The sequence below is a fragment of the Vogesella sp. genome (assembly GCF_046297735.1).
Lineage (GTDB): Bacteria > Pseudomonadota > Gammaproteobacteria > Burkholderiales > Chromobacteriaceae > Vogesella > Vogesella urethralis.
This window is the reverse complement of record NZ_JBKBHK010000011.1, coordinates 40,228-58,289: the sequence shown is the minus strand read 5'-3', so window position 1 is coordinate 58,289 and position 18,062 is coordinate 40,228. Positions and strand designations below refer to the sequence as shown.

General features: G+C 61.2%; 16 protein-coding genes and 1 pseudogene. 9 read left to right on the top strand and 8 right to left on the bottom strand.

Features of this window, described 5'->3' with window-relative positions; translation table 11 throughout:
* The first annotated feature begins 12 nt into the window (after nt 1-12).
* The 4 genes from pstC to ACK4FZ_RS13290 all read left to right on the top strand — a co-directional run bounded on the left by pstC (nt 13) and on the right by ACK4FZ_RS13290 (nt 4,427).
* The gene (pstC, locus tag ACK4FZ_RS13305; RefSeq protein ID WP_409821643.1) at nt 13-975 is read left to right on the top strand and encodes a phosphate ABC transporter permease subunit PstC; all 963 of its coding nucleotides are present in this window, start codon (nt 13-15) and stop codon (nt 973-975) included.
* Nucleotides 976-1,033: 58 nt separating this feature from the next.
* Nucleotides 1,034-1,897 (top strand): phosphate ABC transporter permease PstA, encoded by an 864-nt coding sequence (pstA, locus tag ACK4FZ_RS13300; RefSeq protein ID WP_409821713.1) that lies wholly within the window; start codon nt 1,034-1,036, stop codon nt 1,895-1,897.
* Between the two features lie 12 nt (nt 1,898-1,909).
* On the top strand, nt 1,910-2,674 hold the full coding sequence (gene pstB, locus ACK4FZ_RS13295) for a phosphate ABC transporter ATP-binding protein PstB (RefSeq protein WP_409821642.1): 765 nt from the start codon (nt 1,910-1,912) through the stop codon (nt 2,672-2,674).
* Between the two features lie 175 nt (nt 2,675-2,849).
* Entirely contained in the window at nt 2,850-4,427 is a 1,578-nt protein-coding gene (locus ACK4FZ_RS13290) for an inorganic phosphate transporter (protein ID WP_409821640.1), read from the top strand.
* 61 nt (nt 4,428-4,488) lie between these two features.
* On the opposite strand, the gene recG is transcribed toward ACK4FZ_RS13290, so the two are convergent.
* The 3 genes from recG to ACK4FZ_RS13275 form a co-directional block, all read right to left on the bottom strand.
* Nucleotides 4,489-6,537 (bottom strand): ATP-dependent DNA helicase RecG, encoded by a 2,049-nt coding sequence (gene recG, locus ACK4FZ_RS13285; protein ID WP_409821638.1) that lies wholly within the window; start codon nt 6,535-6,537, stop codon nt 4,489-4,491.
* A gap of 106 nt (nt 6,538-6,643) precedes the next feature.
* Nucleotides 6,644-7,075: a DUF2147 domain-containing protein gene (locus tag ACK4FZ_RS13280; RefSeq protein ID WP_409821636.1), complete on the bottom strand. Its 432-nt coding sequence runs from the start codon at nt 7,073-7,075 to the stop codon at nt 6,644-6,646.
* A 230-nt stretch (nt 7,076-7,305) separates the two neighbouring features.
* Nucleotides 7,306-8,151 (bottom strand): PhzF family phenazine biosynthesis protein, encoded by an 846-nt coding sequence (locus tag ACK4FZ_RS13275; protein WP_409821634.1) that lies wholly within the window; start codon nt 8,149-8,151, stop codon nt 7,306-7,308.
* 354 nt (nt 8,152-8,505) lie between these two features.
* Here ACK4FZ_RS13275 and sstT point away from each other — a divergent pair, with 354 nt between their 5' ends.
* A complete protein-coding gene (gene sstT, locus ACK4FZ_RS13270) occupies nt 8,506-9,756 on the top strand; it encodes a serine/threonine transporter SstT (RefSeq protein ID WP_409821633.1) in 1,251 nt (416 codons plus the stop codon).
* Between the two features lie 851 nt (nt 9,757-10,607).
* Nucleotides 10,608-10,868 (top strand): annotated as a pseudogene (locus ACK4FZ_RS13265) (serine/threonine transporter SstT); the annotation flags it as partial.
* Between the two features lie 307 nt (nt 10,869-11,175).
* Here ACK4FZ_RS13265 and ACK4FZ_RS13260 read toward each other — a convergent pair.
* From ACK4FZ_RS13260 to dusA, 4 genes are all read right to left on the bottom strand, one after another.
* On the bottom strand, nt 11,176-11,562 hold the full coding sequence (locus ACK4FZ_RS13260) for a RidA family protein (protein ID WP_017509644.1): 387 nt from the start codon (nt 11,560-11,562) through the stop codon (nt 11,176-11,178).
* Complete coding sequence (gene hemW, locus ACK4FZ_RS13255) at nt 11,562-12,812, bottom strand: radical SAM family heme chaperone HemW (RefSeq protein ID WP_409821711.1); 1,251 nt, start codon at nt 12,810-12,812, stop codon at nt 11,562-11,564. The genes ACK4FZ_RS13260 and hemW overlap by 1 nt, the downstream gene beginning before the upstream one ends.
* Before the next feature lie 118 nt (nt 12,813-12,930).
* Nucleotides 12,931-13,527 (bottom strand): RdgB/HAM1 family non-canonical purine NTP pyrophosphatase, encoded by a 597-nt coding sequence (rdgB, locus tag ACK4FZ_RS13250; RefSeq protein ID WP_026108092.1) that lies wholly within the window; start codon nt 13,525-13,527, stop codon nt 12,931-12,933.
* 282 nt (nt 13,528-13,809) lie between these two features.
* Nucleotides 13,810-14,796, bottom strand: coding sequence for a tRNA dihydrouridine(20/20a) synthase DusA (dusA, locus tag ACK4FZ_RS13245; protein ID WP_409821631.1), 987 nt, complete (start codon nt 14,794-14,796; stop codon nt 13,810-13,812).
* A 214-nt stretch (nt 14,797-15,010) separates the two neighbouring features.
* Between dusA and rstA the strand changes: the two genes are divergently transcribed.
* The 3 genes from rstA (at nt 15,011) to ACK4FZ_RS13230 (ending at nt 17,274) form a co-directional block, all read left to right on the top strand.
* Nucleotides 15,011-15,703: a two-component system response regulator RstA gene (gene rstA, locus ACK4FZ_RS13240; RefSeq protein WP_409821629.1), complete on the top strand. Its 693-nt coding sequence runs from the start codon at nt 15,011-15,013 to the stop codon at nt 15,701-15,703.
* Between the two features lie 3 nt (nt 15,704-15,706).
* Entirely contained in the window at nt 15,707-17,005 is a 1,299-nt protein-coding gene (gene rstB / locus ACK4FZ_RS13235; RefSeq protein ID WP_409821627.1) for a two-component system sensor histidine kinase RstB, read from the top strand.
* Between the two features lie 80 nt (nt 17,006-17,085).
* Complete coding sequence (locus ACK4FZ_RS13230; protein WP_409821625.1) at nt 17,086-17,274, top strand: hypothetical protein; 189 nt, start codon at nt 17,086-17,088, stop codon at nt 17,272-17,274.
* Nucleotides 17,275-17,331: 57 nt separating this feature from the next.
* Here ACK4FZ_RS13230 and rph read toward each other — a convergent pair whose 3' ends face one another.
* Nucleotides 17,332-18,048 (bottom strand): ribonuclease PH, encoded by a 717-nt coding sequence (gene rph, locus ACK4FZ_RS13225; protein ID WP_409821623.1) that lies wholly within the window; start codon nt 18,046-18,048, stop codon nt 17,332-17,334.
* Nucleotides 18,049-18,062: the final 14 nt, after the last annotated feature.

Sequence of the window (18,062 nt, the reverse complement as noted above, 5' to 3'; positions counted from 1 at the left end):
CAGAGAATCTTCATGGAAAATAATCAGTACGCCGCCCAGCACAAGCGGCAGATGATGCTGGACACTGCCTTCCGGGCGGCAACCCGCTTTTTTGCCTTCCTGGTGCTGGCCTTGCTGATCGGCATCCTGGCCTCGCTGCTGGTCGGCGCCATGCCCAGCATCAAGCATTTTGGCTGGGGCTTTCTGACCAGTTCCGAGTGGGACCCGGTAGCGCAGGAATTCGGCGCCGTGGTACCCATCTTCGGCACCCTAGTCACCTCTTTCATTGCCTTGCTGATCGCCGTGCCGATCAGCTTCGGCATTGCAGTCTTCCTGACCGAGCTGTGCCCGCCGCTGCTGAAACGCCCGCTGGGTATTGCGATTGAACTGCTGGCCGGTATTCCGTCCATCATTTACGGCATGTGGGGCCTGTTCGTATTTGCCCCGCTGTTCGGCGAGTACGTGCAACCGTGGGTACTGGAAAACATGGGCGAGCTGCCGCTGGTAGGCTTCCTGTTCCAGGGCGCACCGATGGGCATCGGCATTTTCACCGCCGGCCTGATTCTGGCCATCATGGTCATTCCGTTCATCGCTTCGGTGATGCGCGACGTGTTCGAAGTAGTCCCGCCGATGCTGAAAGAATCGGCCTACGGGCTGGGCGGTACTACTTGGGAAGTTGTGCGCAATGTGGTGTTGCCCTACACCAAAACCGGTGTAGTCGGCGGCATCATGCTGGGTCTGGGTCGGGCACTGGGTGAAACCATGGCTGTCACCTTTGTCATCGGTAACTCCACCGTGTTTTCTACCGGCCTGTTCGAAGCCGGCAACTCGATTGCCTCTACCCTGGCCAACGAATTTGCCGAAGCCAACGGCGAACTGTATCTGGCATCGCTAATCCAGCTGGGCCTGATCCTGTTCTTCATTACCTTTGTCGTGCTGTCCTGCTCCAAGCTGCTGCTGCTGCAGCTGAAGAAGCAGGAAGGCCGCTCTTCCTGACCGGAGACTTGGCATGAGCACCAGTCAAGTGATCGGTACCGAGAAAGCGAGTAAGGCTATGTCCACCCCTACCCAACGCAACAATGCCATTTATGCCCGTCGCCGCGTGGTCAACGCTGCCAGCATGCTGACCGCGAGCCTGGCGATGGCTTTCGGCCTGTTCTGGCTGCTCTGGATTCTGTGGACCCTGATCCAGCACGGCCTATCCGGCCTGTCGTTTGAAATCTTTACCGAAATCACGCCGCCGCCAGGTTCCGCTGGCGGCTTGGCCAACGCCATTGTGGGCTCCCTGCAGATGACCTTCTTCGGCGTGCTGTTCGGCACCCCGATCGGCATTCTGGCCGGTGTCTATCTGGCTGAGTATGGCGAACGCGGCTGGCTGGCACCCGCTACCCGCTTCATCAACGATATCCTGCTGTCGGCGCCGTCGATCGTAATCGGCCTGTTCATCTACGAAGTGTATGTCATCACCGTCGGTCACTTCTCGGGCTGGGCTGGTTCCTTCGCGCTGGCTTTGCTGGTGATTCCGGTGGTAGTACGCACTACCGAGAACATGCTGCGCCTGGTACCCAACAGCCTGCGCGAGGCGGCGATTGCGCTGGGCGCCCCGCAGTGGAAAGTCATCATGTTTGTCACGCTGCGCGCGGCCAAGGCCGGCGTGGTTACCGGCATCCTGCTGGCCGTAGCGCGCATCTCTGGTGAAACTGCACCGCTGCTGTTTACTGCGCTGAACAACCAGTTCTGGAGCAATATGAACCAGCCGCTGGCCAACTTGCCGATCGTGATCTTCCAGTTCGCCATGAGCCCGTACGAAGACTGGCATGCGCTGGCCTGGGCAGGTGCGTTGCTGATTACCTTCAGCGTACTGACCCTGAATATCGTTGCCCGCTGGCTTGCCAGCAAGAACAACCAATCTCACTAAGGCTTGAGAATCATGACCTCCAACGCTATCAAGCTCCAGGTTAAAAACCTGAACTTCTACTACGGCAAGTTCCATGCGCTGAAGAACATCAATATGGACATTCCGGCCGGCCAGGTTACCGCCTTCATCGGCCCGTCCGGCTGCGGCAAGTCCACCCTGCTGCGTACCTTCAACCGCATGTTCGAGCTGTACCCGGGCATGCGCGCCGAAGGCGAGATCCTGCTGGACAACCAGAACCTGCTGGCCAAGAGCGTGGACGTGAACATGCTGCGCGCCAAGGTAGGCATGGTGTTCCAGAAGCCTACCCCGTTCCCGATGTCGATCTACGACAACATCACCTTTGGCGTGAAGCTGTACGAGAACCTGTCCAAAGCGGAAACCGACGACCGCGTGGAGTGGGCGCTGCGCAAGGCTGCGCTGTGGAACGAGGTAAAGGACAAGCTGAAGCAAAGCGGCAACTCGCTGTCTGGCGGCCAGCAACAGCGTCTGTGCATTGCCCGTGCCGTGGCTACCCGCCCGGAAGTGTTGCTGCTGGACGAGCCCACTTCGGCGCTGGACCCGATCTCCACCGGCCACATCGAAGAGCTGATTCACGAGCTGAAAGAGGACTACACCATCGCCATCGTCACCCACAACATGCAGCAGGCCGCACGCGTGTCGGACTACACCGCCTACATGTACCTGGGCGAGCTGATGGAGTTCGGTGAAACCGACGGCATTTTCACCGCGCCCAAGCGCAAGGAAACCGAAGACTACATCACCGGCAAGTTCGGCTAAGACACTGAATTAAAAAGCTTAATTGAACCGGCTTCCCCGCCAAGGGACAGCCGGTTTTTTGTTTTCCGGGCAAGCAAATTCAAGTGTCAAGACAACATCCCGCAACACGCAAAACCGTGCTTTTTTTACATCGACGTGTCAAAATTATGAACTTTATTTTTTATAGGTTTGTACCGTGGATCTGGAACACATCAACGGAATCGAAAAGGCTGCCAAGCGCAGCAATGCCGAGTTCCTGCGGCTGGGTATAGGCGTTCTTTTTGTCTTGGCAGTATTGTTTTACAGCTCAACCACGCCTCACGCCAGCGCCGTCCTGATTGTTGCAGCCGGCATCGGGGCCTACATGGCCATGAACATCGGCGCCAACGACGTCGCCAATAATGTCGGTCCGGCCGTCGGCTCCAAAGCACTGACGATGGGTGGTGCACTGCTGATAGCCGCTGTTTTTGAAGCAGCAGGCGCCATCATTGCAGGTGGTGAAGTCGTAGGTACCATCCGCAACGGCATCATCAACCCGGCATTGATAGCGGACCAGGCAACATTCATCTGGCTGATGATGGCCGCCCTGCTGGCCGCAGCCCTGTGGCTGAATATCGCTACTGCTGTCGGTGCGCCGGTTTCAACCACCCACTCCATCGTGGGCGCCATTCTGGGTGCAGGCGTTGCTGCCGGTGGTATGGGTATTGCTGATTGGGGCAAGGTCGCCACCATTGCTGCCAGCTGGGTCGTTTCCCCCCTGCTGGGTGCCGGCATTGCGGCAATGTTCTTGTACTTCATCAAACGCAATATCACTTACCAGAGTGACATGCTGGCAGCTGCACGCCGTATGGTACCTGTACTGGTAGCTTTGATGGCGTGGACATTCAGCAGCTACCTTATGCTCAAGGGCCTGAACCGCATTATCGAGATCAGTTTTGTCCATGCCATTCTGGGCGGTGCTGTCATTGGCGCTGTAACCTATGCGGTGCTGAAGCCGCTTGTCACGCGCAAAACCAGCCAACTGGACAACAACAAACAAGCCATCAACAGCTTCTTTACCCTACCACTGATTTTTGCTGCCGCACTGCTAAGCTTTGCGCATGGTTCCAATGATGTGGCCAACGCTATCGGCCCGCTGGCCGCTATTGTGGACGCACTTACCCATATGGGAAGTGGCGAGGTAGCGCAAAAAGCCAGTATTCCGCTCTGGGTAATGGGTATCGGCGCGCTTGGCATTTCCATTGGTCTGGCGCTTTATGGCCCGAAAGTGATTCGTACCGTGGGTAGCGAAATTACCGAACTGGATCAGATGCGGGCTTACTGCATTGCCATGTCGGCTACCCTGACTGTCATTGTTGCCAGCCAGCTCGGTCTGCCGGTTAGCTCTACACACATCGCGGTAGGCGGTGTATTTGGTGTGGGTTTCCTGCGGGAATACCTGAAAAACCGCTACGAGATGATGGTTCAGGAAATCAAGGCGCACCACCCAGAAGGTGATCAGGCAGCTATCGATGCCTTCCTTAGCAAGTTCAAAGAGGCAGATATCGATGAAAAAGGCGCCATGCTGAAAGACTTGAAAATTCGTGCCAAACAGCAACTGGACCCGGCCCACTTTTCCAAAATCGAACGCAAAAACCTGAAAAAGGTGTACCGCAAGGAGTTGGTCAAACGTGAGCAGATTCTGAAGATCGCTGCCGCGTGGGTCATCACGGTACCGGCGTCTGCCGTTATGGCTGCAGGCATTTTCTTTATGATTCGTGGCATCAGTATCTGATTCAGGCTCTGATTGCACGACTACCCAATGCCAGCCAGGCTCCCTGGCTGGCATTTTTACATCATGCTTTCAGGAAGTGCGCCCTGCCCGCCAGCCAGCGGTTAAGGTGCGCCTGCGCGTACTGCGGCCAACGTTGCAGCAGCTGCGGCGCCAGCTCGCGGGCGGCTTCCAGCAGCGCGATATCGGCTTCCAGATCGGCAAAACGCAGCATCGGCAGGCCGCTCTGGCGTGCGCCCAGAAACTCGCCGGGGCCACGGATGTTCAAGTCCTGGCGGGCAATCTCGAAACCGTCGGTGTGTTCGTAGATCACCTTCAGCCGCGCCTTGGCCAGCTCCGACAGCGGCGTCTCGAACAGCAGCACACAGGTGGACTTGGCGGCGCCGCGCCCTACCCGGCCGCGCAGCTGGTGCAGCTGGGCCAAGCCCATGCGCTCGGCGTGCTCGATCACCATCAGGCTGGCATTGGGTACGTCCACACCCACCTCGATGACGGTGGTCGCCACCAGCAGCTGCAGTTCGTTGCGGATGAACTTGCCCATCACCTCGGCCTTCTCCGCCGGCTTCATGCGGCCGTGCACCAGGCCGACACCCCACTGCGGCAAGTCCTGTTGTAGTACCACATGGGTATCCACCGCGGTCTGCAGCTGCAGGGTTTCCGACTCTTCGATCAGCGGGCATACCCAGTACACCTGGTTGCCCTCACGGCAGGCTTTATCCACAAAGCGCACCACCTCGTCGCGACGCTCGGCGCTGATCAGCTTGGTGACGATGGGGGTACGCCCCGGTGGCAGCTCGTCGATCACCGATACGTCCAGGTCGGCGTAGAAGCTCATCGCCAGCGTGCGCGGAATCGGGGTGGCAGACATCATCAGCTGGTGCGGCTCGGCGCCTTTCTGCTGCAACGCCAGCCGCTGCCCTACGCCGAAGCGGTGCTGCTCATCGACAATCACCAGACCCAGCTGCTCAAACGCCACGTCATCCTGAAACAGCGCATGCGTGCCCACCGCCAGCCGCGCTTCACCGCTGGCGATCTTGGCCGCCATCTCGCCGCGCGCCTTCTTGCGCAGGCTGCCGGATAGCCAGGCCACCTCGATGCCCAGCGGCGCCAGCCAGGCGGCCAACTTCACGTAATGCTGCTCGGCCAGGATCTCGGTGGGCGCCATCAGTGCCACCTGGAAACCGGCTTCGATAGCGGCGAGCGCGGCCATGGCGGCGACGATGGTTTTGCCGCTGCCCACGTCCCCCTGCAGCAGGCGGTTCATCGGGTGCGGCTGCGCCAGGTCGGCCACAATCTCGGCCAGTACCTTTTGCTGCGCGCCGGTCAGCGCAAACGGCAAGTTGGCCGCCAGCCGCGTGCGCAGGCTGCCATCCCCTTCGATAACCGGCGCACTTCCCTCGCGACGGGCGCGGTAGGCCAGCCGCATCGACAGCTGCTGCGCCAGCAGTTCGTCAAATTTCAGCCGCTGCCAGGCCGGCAAGTTGCCGTCGGTAAGCTGTGTAGCGGAATACTCCGGCCCAGGGCGGTGCAGCAGGTGCACGGCATCGGCCAACGGCATCAGCCCCAGGCGGCGGCGTACCTCGTCGGGCAGGGTTTCCGGTATGGCCTGCGCCTTCAGCTCGGCATGGATCAGCCGGCGCAGTACCGGCTGCGACAGGCCATTAACCGTGGGGTAGACCGGGGTCAGGCTATCGGCCAGCGGGTCGCCCTCGTGCACCTCGCGCAGCTTGGGGTGCACCATCTCGTCGCCAAAAAAGCCGCGCCGTACTTCACCCAGCGCGCGCACGCGACGGCCTTTGGCCAAGGCCTGCTGCGTATTGGGGTAAAAATGGATGAAGCGCAACACCAGTTTGCCGCTTTTGTCTTCGATCTGCGCCACCAGTTGGCGGCGCGGCCGGAACTGCACCTCGCAGTTGGTGACTTCGCCTTCCACCAGCACCGCCTGGCCATACGGCGCCTGCTGAATGGGGTAAAGATGGGTTTCGTCCTCGTAACGCAAAGGCAGGTGCAGCACCAGGTCAAAGCGACGGGTCAGGCCCAGCTTTTCCAGCTTCTTGGCGGTAGCGGCCGCCGCCACGATGGGCTGGCTGGCGATGTCGATGGTAGCGTTCATGCCGAGATTGTACCGAATGCAAAACGGGATGGCACAAGCCATCCCGCTTCGATAAACACGCCAGCCTTGTCAGCCCGTCACACTGCACGGGCTGGGCAGGCAAGGCTTACTGGCGTTCCCAAGTCTGGGTACGGCCCAGCAGCGCTACACCCAGAAAGCCGCGCACCTCGAGCTTCTTGCCGCCGTCGGTCAGCTTGGCTTTGGCGCTGTAGACCTTGCCCGATTTCGGGTCCAGGATCTTGCCACCTTCCCAGCCGTCACCGCCTTTTTTCAGGCCGGTAAGGATGGTCATGCCCACTACCGGTTTACCTTTCTGCGCACCTTCGCATTTGTCGCACACCGCATCCGGATTGGTGAACAGCTTGGTAATCTTGCCGGTCAGCTCGCCGTTGGCCGCTTCGGTAATTTCCACCAACGCCTTGGCCTGCTTGGTTTCGTCGTCAATAGTCTTCCAGGTACCGCCAGCACCATTGGCCAGCGCCAAGCTGCTGCACAGGGTCAGGGCGGTTATGGTGGCCAGTTTTGCAAATATCTTCATCAGTACTCCCTCGTCTTGTGTTTTGGGCGTCCGGCACCCCTCATGCCATCAAACGCCTGTTTCGAGCTACGGCTCTAGCCGTAGCGCAGAAAACTATCAGCGTGCTGCGATAGCGTCAATGGCCGGGCGGATACGCCCGGCTGGCAGCGGGCGTATCCGCAACGCCACCGCGACAAACCTGCATGAAAAAAGGCAGCTCGCGCTGCCTTCATTCTGGGAAAGGGTTGGCGCTAGGGCAAGGTAAATACCCCCTCGGCGACCGCTTGTACCTTGCCGCCTACCTGCACACTGCCGTTTGCGGCCACATCCAGATACAACACGTTGGGGCGCTGGATGGCTTCGCCCTGCTCGATGCGCCACGACAGCGGTGCCACACCGTTCAGCGCACACCAGCCACCCAGGTTGGCGCAGGCGCTGCCGGTGCCCAGGTCTTCGATGACGCTGCCCTGCTGCTCGAAGAACAGCCGCACCGTGGCCACCCCGTCGGCCTGGTACCACAGGTAGGCCACACTGCGGCCGGGGCGCAAGGTGGCGTGGCGGGTGAACAGGGCATGCACCGGCCGCGCGCGCAGCACCGCTTCACGGCTGGCCAGGCGGATCAGCAGCTGTTCGCTGCCGGCATTCACCCACACCGGCGCCAGCGCGATGTCTGCCTCGTCCAGCCCCAGCATGGCCGCCGCGTCGGCGCAGCCAACGTTGGCCGCACGCTGCGTCGCGGCCACGGCCGTCAGACGGAACACGCCATCGTTGAGCGTGATCGGTATCAGCCCGGCCTGCGTACGGAGCGTAAAGGCATTACCCGGCTGCCGCAGCGCGTGCAGCACCGCCGCGCTACCAATCGTGGGGTGGCCGGCAAATGGCAGCTCGAAGCTGGGGGTGAAAATGCGCAAGCTGGCCAGCGCGGCGTCGTCGCCCGGGTGGATGAAGACCGTCTCCGACAGGTTGAACTGGCGCGCGATCAGCTGCATGTCGGCGTCGGACAGGCCAGCGGCGTCGGTAAACACCGCCAGCGGGTTACCGCCGAAGCGGCTTTCGGCAAACACATTGACGATACGGTAGGAATAAGACTGGCTCATACGGGCTCCCTGGGGTTGGCGGAACAGGTTTTGCAGAACGCGATGACTGCGCGACCAAGCATGGCAGCAGGGCCCATCGCCACGGCCATTGGGCCACGACTGCGACCTGACAATAAAGCAGCGGCCAGTAAACAGATTGTTTTTGCAGTGCAGATAATGGTGACAGTTTGCAGCTTTTGGATACAGGATTCTGTCACCAATAAAAATTTGCTACACTGCGCCCCGCTGTTGCTTGTATGGCGGTACCCGTTTGATTGTTCTGCAGTTTTGAATCGTCTTGGAGGTTGGCCGCAAGCCAGCCGGCACGCCTGCAGGCATGCCAGATACCTATAACGACAGAACCGTGGAACCCCTATGCAGCAGAACCCTACTCTGATCCACCGCATCATGAACGGCAGCATCGTGCTGCAGATTCTGATCGGTTTGCTGGCCGGTATTGCCGTGGCCAGCGTCGCCCCCGATACCGCCAAGTCGCTGACCTTCCTGGGCAGCCTGTTCGTCAAAGGCCTGAAGGCCGTGGCCCCGGTGCTGGTTTTCGTACTGGTCGCCAGCGCCATTGCCAACAAAAAACACGGCGTACAAACCAAAATGCGCCCGGTACTCACCCTGTATCTGCTGGGTACCTTCCTGGCCGCACTCACGGGCGTACTGGCCAGCTTTGCCTTCCCCACCACGCTGCAGCTGGTCGCAGCCGCCACCGGCACCACCCCGCCCAGCGGTATTGGCCAGGTGCTGAATAACCTGGTGTTCCAGATTGTGGACAACCCGATCAACGCCATCGCTACCGGCAACTACATCGGTATCCTCACCTGGGCAGTAGCGCTGGGCATGGCCCTGCACCACGCCAGCGACAGCACCAAAACCCTGCTGAACGAGCTGGCAGAAGGCGTGTCGCGCATCGTCGGCGTCATCATCCGCTTTGCCCCGATCGGCGTATTCGGCCTGGTGGCCGAAGCGGTGGCCACCACCGGCCTGTCGGCACTGCTGGGCTACAGCAAGCTGCTGCTGGTACTGGTGGGCGCCATGCTGTTCATCGCGCTGGTGGTGAACCCGCTGATCGTCGGCCTCACCATCCGTCGCAACCCGTTCCCGCTGGTCTTCACCTGCCTGCGTGAAAGCGGTGTGACCGCCTTCTTTACCCGCAGCTCGGCGGCCAACATCCCGGTAAACATGAACCTGTGCAAGAAGCTGGGCCTGAATGAAGACACCTACGCCGTGTCCATCCCGCTGGGTGCCACCATCAATATGGCCGGCGCCGCCATCACCATCTCGGTGCTGAGCCTGGCTGCAGTGCATACGCTGGGTATTGCAGTCGACCTGCCCACAGCACTGCTGCTGTCGGTACTGGCATCGGTTGCTGCTTGCGGCGCGTCCGGCGTGGCCGGCGGCTCGCTGCTGCTGATCCCGATGGCGTGCAGCCTGTTCGGCATCAGCAACGACGTGGCCATGCAAGTGGTTGCCGTCGGCTTCATCATCGGCGTGGTACAGGATTCGGCGGAAACCGCGCTGAACAGCTCCACCGACGTGCTGTTCACCGCCGCCGCCTGCATCGCCAGCGGCGACGTGCACGAAGATGCGCCGCAACTGGCGCGCCAGAACGGCTGATCGTTTTTATTGGCCACACGGCCAGCAAGCCAAAGCCCGCTCGGATGAGCGGGCTTTTTTGTGGCGAGCGGGGTAAGCGGTGCCAGGTTGGCCGCATTTAATTTTGTCGTGCGACAACATGAAAGGTCTTGAATCCGCTTCGCGGATAATAATTACAGCCGGTTCCGCCCGGCTGACGGGAAGGGGGCGGATCGCTGCCCCCTTTCATCCCCCCTCGCCCCCGCGGTCCGCGAAACCCCGGTAAAAAGCCCACCGCAAGGCGCTGTCGAACTCGCCCTACGCTAACGGCTCCGGGCTCAAACAAATCGGCTGCTTAAAACCTTGCGGTGGGCCTTTTACCGGCGCTCCCCAAGGGAGCATGGGTCGCAGTACAAAGTTGGCCGCAGTAAAGCAAATGTTTACGGCCAAGCTTTTAAGACTACAAAAGCATTCAAGGCCCAAAGCACACAAACTAGTCAATTAATAGAACCGCACCGATGCCACCCTGCCCCGTTGGCGCGAGCCGGGCCAAACGGTTTGCCCCAGGTTTTAAGACGCCGATTTGTTTGAGTCCCGAGCCGTTAGCGAGGGACGAGTTCGGCGGCGCCTGGGGCGGGCCTTTTGGCACGGGGTTTCGAGCAGCCCCGGGTCGCCTTTTCTTTGGGTACTTTCTTTTGGCGACGCAAAAGAAAGTACCCCGCCGCCGCGCGGAAAGCGGCATGTTCATCTGCCGCGCAGCGGCACACAAAACAAAAGGTTGGCCGCAATACCGTGAAGGCATAAGGTTAGCCGCGACACCGCAGTGGCATTCGGCCAACGCTGCGGCGGCGCGGTAAACGTTGGGCTTCATTTCATTCAGCCCAACCTACGAGCTGGCATCGGTTGCTGCTTGCTGCGCGTCCGGCGTGGCCGGCGGCTCGCTGCTGCTGATCCCGATGGCGTGCAGCCTGTTCGGCATCAGCAACGACGTGGCCATGCAAGTGGCTGCCGTCGGCTTCATCATCGGCGTGGTACAGGATTCGGCCGAAACCGCGCTGAACAGCTCCACCGACGTGCTGTTCACCGCCGCCGCCTGCATCGCCGCCGGCGACGTGCACGAAGATGCGCCGCAACTGGCGCGCCAGAACGGCTGACCGTTTTTATTGGCCAGATGGCCAACAAGGCAAAGCCCGCTCGGATGAGCGGGCTTTTTTGTGGGCAAGGGGAGCAAGCGGCTTAAAGTTGGCCGCAATAACGTAAATGTTTGCGGCCAACTTTACGGGATGCATTCGGGTTTGGATCATAGCCCGGACAAGGCACAGCCGCATCCGGGGAGTCGTCTGGTGTGCGCGTTCGAGATAAAGGTCTTACCCCCGATGCGCCGCCGGCTTATCCGGCAACGTTGCAGCCAAACAAAAAGCGGCCCGCAGGCCGCTTTGCTTGTTGCTACCAGGTGGCAGCTTACTCGCCCAGCACCATCACGGCGTCGGCTTCTACCTGTACGCCTTTGGGCAGGCTGGCCACGCCGATGGCGGCGCGGGCCGGGAACGGCTGGCTGAAGTACTGGCCCATGATTTCGTTGAAGGTGCCAAAGTTGGACAGGTCGGTCAGGAAGGCATTCAGCTTCACGATCTGGTCCAGGCTGCCGCCGGCGGCTTCGCACACGGCTTGCAGGTTCTTGAACATCTGGTGGGTTTCAGCAGCAAAACCGCCTTCCACCACGGTCATGGTGGCCGGGTCCAGCGGAATCTGGCCGGACAGGTACACGGTGTTGCCAGCCTTGACGGCTTGCGAGTAGGCGCCGATTGCGGCCGGGGCTTTGTCGGTATGGATGATTTCTTTAGCCATCAGGCTTCTCCTTCTTCGTGCAGGAACAGGGTTAACAGTTCGTTCAGGAAGCGCTGGCCCTTCAGCGTGGGGCGGATGTGGGTGAGGTCCTGTTCGATCAGGCCCTCGGCCAGTGCTTGCTGCAATTGTGATTGGATACAGGATACCGGCAAACCGGTGCGCTCGGTGAACAGTCTGCTTTCAAAGCCGCCGGTAAGGCGCAGCAGGTTCATCATGAACTCGAACGGCAGGTCTTTGCGGCCAACCTTGTTACGGGTGTGCACCGGCTGGCCGTCGGCTACCGCCTGCATATAGGCAGCCGGCTGCTTGTAGCGCATCTCGCGCACGATGCCGTCGTGGGCGCTGATCTTGCCGTGGGCACCGGCGCCGATGCCGACGTAGTCGCCAAACTGCCAGTAGTTGACGTTGTGGCGCGCAAAGCGGCCGGGCTTGCCGAAGGCCGAGGTTTCGTAGTGCACGTAGCCGGCGGCCTCCAGCCGTGCCTCGATGGCTTCCTGCATGTCGGCCGACAGGTCGTCGTCCGGCAGGTTGGCCGGTAGCTGCACGGCAAACAGCGTGTTGGGCTCGATGGTGAGGTGGTAGGCCGAGATGTGGCTGACGCCGTAGGCGATGGCGGTATCGATGTCGGCCAGCGCTTGCGACAGCGTTTGCTGCGGCAGCGCGTACATCAGGTCCAGGTTGACGTTGTCGAAATGCGTCAGCGCGATCTCTACCGCGCGGTGCGCTTCGTCGCCGTCGTGGATGCGACCCAGCGCTTTCAGGTGGCCGGGGTCAAAGCTCTGGATACCGATGGACAGGCGATTGATGCCCGCCTCGCGGTAACCGGCAAAGCGTTCCAGCTCGAAAGTGCCGGGGTTGGCCTCCATGGTGATTTCGGCGTCCGGGTGGATGCGCGCGCGCGCGCGCAGGCCGGCCAATAGCGCGTCCATCGCCTGCGGGCTGAACAGGCTGGGGGTGCCGCCACCCATGAAGATGGTGGTGATGGGGCGGCCCCAGATGGCGGGCAGGCTTAGCTCGAAGTCGCGCAGCAGCGTGTCCACGTAGGCCATCTCGTCAAAGCCCTGCCCCACGCCGTTGCGGCCAACGTTGGCCGCGTCATGGATCGCAATGCTGCCGGCCTGCGGCTTGAACTCGTGCGAGTTGAAGTCGCAGTACGGGCACTTTTTCACGCACCAGGGGAAGTGGATGTACAGCGACAGCGGCGGCAGCTCTTTTAGCCCGCTTAGCCCGGAAAGCGATATCTTTGTCACCTGCACGTCGCGGCTCCTCGCTGTACGGTATGTACTATCTCGTCGCCGCGCGTTGGGTTTCGCGATCTCGCGTCCCGTGCGTTGCGGGCGTTTTTCAATGCAGACAGGTCAATCACGCTCATGCCAGTTGCGCCTGCAGCTTGGCCAGCAGCGCCTGCATAGCCTGGCCACGGTGGCTGATGGCGTTCTTGGCGTCGGCCGGCAGGTCGGCCACGGTGCAGCCGTGCGACGGCAGCCAGAAGTGCGGGTCGTAGCCAAAGCCGCCGTTGCCGGACGGGGTGTCCACCACCTCGCCGTACCAGGCGCCGTCTACCACTAGCGGCTGCGGGTCGTCGGCGTGGCGTACCAACACCAGCACGCAGTAGTAGTAGGCGCGACGGTTGTCTTTACCCTGCAGTTTTTCTACCAGTTTGGCGTTATTGCGCTCGTCCGATTTGGGCTCGCCGGCGTAGCGTGCCGACAGCACGCCGGGCTTGCCGCCCAGCGCTTCCACGCAGATGCCGCTGTCGTCGGCCAGCGCCGGCAGGCCGGTAACGTGGCTGGCGTGGCGGGCTTTTTCCAGCGCGTTTTCCAGGAAGGTGTAGTGCGGCTCGGGGCATTCGGGCACGTTCAGACGGCCCTGCGGGATGACCTCGATGCCCAGCGGGGCCAGCAGGGCGGCGAATTCCTTGAGCTTGCCGGCATTATTGCTGGCCAGTACCAGTTTATTAATCATGCTTTGCTCCGTGGCAGGTACCGCGGCCAACCTTGCTGCCGGCAGGGGTACTCGCCATAAAACCCAATAGCCCGGCAAGCCGGGCGCAGATTGATGCCCACCCTGCTTGCCAGGCAAACAAGGTGGGCTTGTAAACAGGAAGGCTGCGGACTCAGGTACGTATGCGGTGCGGCCCGGCTGTGCCGGGCCCGGTAACACCGGGATTGGCACCTTGGCAGCAGCCTGGGCCCGGCGAACCGGGCGTGGGATGACGTGGCTATCTTACAAGGACTGCGTGACAGTTCAACCGTGCGTGGCCAGCAGCGCGCGGATGAACAGGCTCTCGTCGGCGTCTTTCAGCTCTTTGGCGTCGGACAGCATGCGGCGCCATTGGCGGCCGCCGTGCTCGCCGTGGAACAGGCCCAGCACGTGGCGGGCGATGTGGCGCACGCTGCTGCCGTCCTGCAGACGGTCGGCCACGTAGGGCAGCAAGGCTTCCACTACCTTGCCGCGCGACGGCACGTCGTGGTTATCGCCATAGAACTGCGCATCCCAAGCCGCCATCAGATAGGGGTTGTGGTAGGCCTCGCGGCCCACCATCACGCCGTCTACATGCTGCAGGTGGCCGGCGATCTCGGCATTGGTCTTGATGCCGCCGTTGATCAGGATCTCCAGATCGGGGCGTTCCTGCTTCAGGCGGTACACGTAGTCGTATTTCAGCGGCGGAATCTCGCGGTTTTCCTTGGGGCTAAGGCCCTTCAGGATGGCGTTGCGCGCGTGCACGATGAAGGTGCGGCAACCGGCGTCGGCCACGGTATCCACAAACGCCCGCATCACGTCGTAGCTGTCCACATCATCGATACCGATACGGTGCTTGACGGTAACGTCGATATCCACCGCGTCGCGCATCGCCTTCACGCAGTCGGCCACCAGCTGCGGCTCGGCCATCAGGCAGGCACCAAACGCCCCCTTCTGCACCCGCTCCGACGGGCAGCCCACGTTCAGGTTCACTTCGTCGTAACCCCACTCCTGCGCCAGACGGGCGCAACGCGCCAGCTCGTCCGGCTCGCTGCCGCCCAGTTGCAGCGCGATCGGGTGCTCGGCCTCGTGGTAGCGCAGGTGGCGGCCAACGTCGCCGTACAGCAGCGCGCCAGTGGTGACCATCTCGGTGTACAGCCAGGTATGGCGGGTGATGAGACGGGCGAAGTAGCGGTAGTGACGATCGGTCCAGTCCAGCATCGGGGCAACGGACAGGGTACGCGGGGGCAAGGCTTTGGGTGCTGCGGTCATCAATAGGGCGGCGGAGCCGTAAGCATTTGAAAAGAGTGCGGATTATCCGGTGCGTACCGGGCAAGGTCAACCGCAGGTGGCTGGCAGTACTGCCGCCGAGCCGCAGCAGCAACATCTTGCTACAGGCTGGTCGGCGCAGGCAGCTTGCCGCCATGGAAAGCGCGGTGGATACTCTGGCGTTTTACTGCAGTTGCCCTAGCCCATGAAACATACCGTGCTTTTTGTCGAAGACGACGCCGAGCTGGCCGCCCTGATGCGCGACTTTCTGGCGCGCCACGATCTGGATGTGATCATCGAGCCGCGTGGGGATACCGCGCTGGAAGCGGTGGCACGGGTACAGCCAGCGCTGATCCTGCTGGACATCATGCTGCCGGGTAAGGATGGCCTGACGCTGTGCCGCGAGTTGCGGCCAACTTTTAGCGGCCCCATCGTGATGCTGACCTCGCTGGACAGCGACATGAACCATATTCTGGGCTTGGAGCTGGGTGCCAACGATTACATCCTGAAAAACACGCCACCAGCGGTAGTGGCAGCGCGGCTAAGGGCGCAATTGCGCCAGCATCAGCCAGCCGCTCACGCTGTGACAGCGCCTAACCCGCAACGCCTGGTGTTTGGCAAACTGTTTATTGACGAGCTTTGCCGGGAAGTGACGCTGGATGGCGAGCGTATTGCGCTGTCGACCGCCGACTTTGACCTGCTATGGCAACTGGCCAGCCACGCCGGCGAGGTGCAAGACCGCGATACCCTGCTGCGGGTGATGCGGGGCCTCAGCTACGACGGGCTGGACCGCAGCATCGACATCGCCGTGTCGCGGCTGCGCAAGAAGCTGGGCGACGACCCTGTAGCGCCGTTCCGCATCAAGACGGTACGCAACAAGGGCTACCTGTTCTCGCCGGCGGGCTGGTAAGCCATGCGCAAGCTGTTTATCCAGTTTTACCTGCTGCTGATTTTCAGCTTTCTGGTGGCCGTCTCGCTGGCCGGCATGGTGTACAAAGAGGTTGCCGAAAAAGCCGGCGACCGCGCCTTAGCCGACCTGCTGCAAACCACCCTGACCCTGATCGAACACACGCTGGACGACGTGCCACAGGCGCAATGGCCTCAAGAACTGGCCAAGCTGGATGATGAGCTAGACTTCTCGGTGTCGCTGCAAACCATCGCGCAGCTACCCCTGGACGCGGCCTCGCGCCAGGCACTGCTGGATGGCGACATTGTCATGCTGGAAGACGATCTGGTGTACTTGCAGCGCGTCAAGCAAAGCCAGTTCGTCCTGGTAGCTGGCCCGATGAACTACCTGGTCTTCCTGCATGAACTCAAGTGGCTGGACTATGCGCTGCTAGCCATGATCGGTCTGTCACTGGCGATACCGGTACTGCTATGGATGCGACCGCACTGGAACGAGCTGATGCAGCTGGAGCTGGCGGCCAAACAGCTACGCCAGGGCCAGTTCCAGGCACGCGTTGCGCTGCCGGCCGCTTCCGGCCTGCAACCGCTGGCCAGTGGCTTCAACCTGATGGCCGACAGCGTACAACGGCTACTCGAAAGCAAGCAGACCTTGATCAACGCCGTAGCACACGAACTGCGCACGCCGCTGGCAAGGCTACGCTACCGGCTGGCGCTGCTGGATATCGCGCCGGATAGCCCCGCGCAGCAGGGTATAGAGCGCGATCTGGACAGCGTGGGTTTGCTAATAGACGAGCTGCTGCTGCATGCCCGCTTGGGCCAGCCTGATCTGCCGCTACAAAGCGCGACCTTACCGGCCCAGCACTGGCTACAGCAGCGGCTGGACGAACTGCATGGCCATTACCCCGCGCTGCAATTACGTCTGTATGTCTACCACGAGCAACTGCACGCGGACGCCACGCTGCTGGCCCGGGCACTGGACAACTTGCTGCATAACGCTGCCCGCTACGGCGGTGGCGAGGTCGAGCTGACCTTTAGCGCCGGTAGCGGACTGCAGCAATTGAGCGTATCCGATAACGGCAATGGCATTCCTGCTACCGACCGCAACCGGGTACTGGAACCATTTGTGCGCTTGGACAGCAGCCAGGAACAGCGCGGACAGGGCTATGGCTTGGGGCTGGCCATCGTGAAACAGGTCATGCTGGCGCATCAAGGTAGCGTCGAGATCGATGATAGTGTGCTGGGCGGCGCCCGCTTTACCTTGTGCTGGCCGCAACAACAAAGCGATACAACGGCGAACAATCGCTAACAGACGACTGCATGGCAAAGTCCTACCATGCGCCCAGGCGTTGATTGCAACGCATGCAACCTCTTATCAAGGACTTCACCATGAAAAAACTGACCCTGCTTGCCGCTGGCCTGGCATTCTCTGTTGCTGCTGCTTCCGGCTTCGCTGCCGATGCCAAAAAACCGGCTGCGTCCGCCCCGGCAGTAGAGAAAAAGGTAGAGAAGAAAGCGGAAAAGAAAGCCGAGAAGAAAGTAGTAAAAGCCAAGAAAGTGGCTTCCGCAGCCAAGTAAGCACTGGCCAATGCAAAAAGGCACCCGTGGGTGCCTTTTTGCATTTAGTACAGCGGCTCAATCGGCCAGGGCCGCCTTTTGCAACTGTACCAGCTCGGCAATGCCTTTTTCCGCCAGCGCCATCAGTGCATTCATTTCCTCGCGGCTGAATGGCACACCTTCGGCCGTCCCCTGCACCTCGACAAAGCGGCCATCTCCGGTCATCACTACGTTCATGTCGGTTTCGCAGCCTGAGTCCTCGATGTAGTCAAGGTCCAGTACCGGCTCACCGTCAACAATCCCCACCGAAATGGCAGCCACATGGTCGCGCAGCGGGTTCGCGGTCAACTTGCCTGCCACGATCAAGCCGTTGATGGCATCGGCCAGCGCCACAAAAGCACCGGTAATGCTGGCGGTGCGGGTGCCGCCATCGGCCTGGATGACATCGCAGTCGATCAGGATTTGACGTTCGCCCAGTTTCTCCAGGTCCACAACGGCGCGCAGGCTGCGCCCGATCAGGCGCTGTATCTCCTGGGTACGACCAGATTGCTTGCCACTGGCCGCCTCACGACGCATGCGACTGCCGGTCGAGCGCGGCAGCATGCCGTACTCTGCCGTCACCCACCCCTGCCCTTTGCCCTTCAGGAAGCCCGGCACGCTTTCTTCTACACTTGCCGTACAGATCACCTTGGTATCGCCAAACTCGATCAATACCGCACCTTCGGCGTGCTTGGTGTAGTGGCGGGTCATTCTTACCGGACGCAGGGCGTCGGCTTCACGTCGGGATGGGCGCATAGGGTACTCGCTGA